This is a genomic window from Candidatus Thiothrix phosphatis (assembly GCF_035668035.1).
Lineage (GTDB): Bacteria > Pseudomonadota > Gammaproteobacteria > Thiotrichales > Thiotrichaceae > Thiothrix > Thiothrix phosphatis.
The window spans coordinates 1-1,241 of record NZ_JAYMYJ010000058.1 but is presented as its reverse complement, the minus strand read 5'-3'; the positions used below and the strand labels follow the sequence as shown (position 1 = coordinate 1,241).

Genomic DNA, 1,241 nt, shown 5'->3' with positions numbered 1-1,241 from the left:
TCCCGGTTATCAGTTTCCCGTAATGCTCCCGACCATACCCGGCCAAGCTGTTGCGATGTTGTTTGGTCTTGTTTTCCTTGTCCAACGCGTAAATGCGCTGGTTGTTGAAAATGAGCGAAAAGCTGTAGCAGTCATCGAGTGGACGGATCAGTGGCGAGAATGTGCATAGCAGTCGAAAGCTCTCGATTGTCTCTCCATTGATGGCAAGGGCAAGGTAGGCATGATATTCCAACGTGCTTCGGTGCTTGACAGGTTTCCAGGCCATCTGGCTGACGGTCTCCTTTTTAAGCCCCAATAGCTCCTCCGCATCCTTAACGGTAATTGTCATCCTGCCTTGCTCCAAGATGTCATAACTCAACGTCTTTCGATAGCTGCTCGAACACCTCTTTCAGGATGTCCTCATGGTATGACCCAACTGACCCGAACCGCTCATCTGGAACCTTGATGATGGGGACATCCCTTTGCTTTGATAATTGGGCGGCCTTGGCTCCGTAGACTTTTGCCAAGTTCAGATCAAGCGGGCTACCTACCATCTTTGAATAAGCCATGACCGTGTAATGGTCTGGCCTGCCAAATTTATGTTGCAGGGCAGCTGAGGCGGCTTTGAATGCTTCAACAGCCTGTGACTTTGCCTCCATCACCTCAATCTTTGTCTCTGCTATGGCAATCTGGGTATCCCGCTGCTGTTGTTCTATCCTCTTTATCCGCTGGTCATGCTCAAGGATCAGGTTGGCTTGCTGCACAAGGAACTCTGCCGTCGTCATCGGCTTGTTGTTGTCAAAGTAGCTATCTGATAGCTGCTCCTGAATATCCCACGCGAAGTCATCATTGAACGACTTGACCAGCATTGAGTAGCCACGCTCTGTAATGACGGTCAAACCTCTTGGCGGTATCTCAATTTCAAAAGTACGAAATTCGTTCTTTTTAGAGTAATCAACAAGATAGAAGTGTTTTCCTTCCTGGAACCGCTCTTTATTCTCTGTGAAGTTTCTTTTTGCTGTTCCTGGCGGTCTATGATGTAGATTGTCAATCACATCAAGAGTGACAACCCTCTGTCCCATGTACTCAACAATAGGGATGGTGGTGTCCACAATGGTGACGCTTTTGGAATCGGCCATGTTTTAGCCCTCTCTGTTGTTCATTGTTCGTTTCCGTGGGATGCGCAAGCCTGCACCAGCCCCTTGCGCCAGAGGCCGCCTTCTTCCCCGTCTGCTGCAATTCTGAGAAAATACCCGCTTAAT

General features: G+C 48.9%; 2 protein-coding genes. Both read right to left on the bottom strand.

The genetic code is table 11. The features are described from left to right. Window positions 1-328: hypothetical protein (locus VSS37_RS07165; RefSeq protein ID WP_324694120.1), on the bottom strand; the 328-nt coding region annotated here is incomplete at its 3' end. Between the two features lie 19 nt (window positions 329-347). Then, window positions 348-1,118 (bottom strand): ORF6N domain-containing protein, encoded by a 771-nt coding sequence (locus tag VSS37_RS07160; RefSeq protein ID WP_324694119.1) that lies wholly within the window; start codon window positions 1,116-1,118, stop codon window positions 348-350. Window positions 1,119-1,241: the final 123 nt, after the last annotated feature.

Bases quoted from the DNA above. Each gene is read 5' to 3' on its own strand.
- VSS37_RS07160 (WP_324694119.1), bottom strand. From the start codon at position 1,118: ATGGCCGATTCCAAAAGCGTCACCATTGTGGACACCACCATCCCTATT.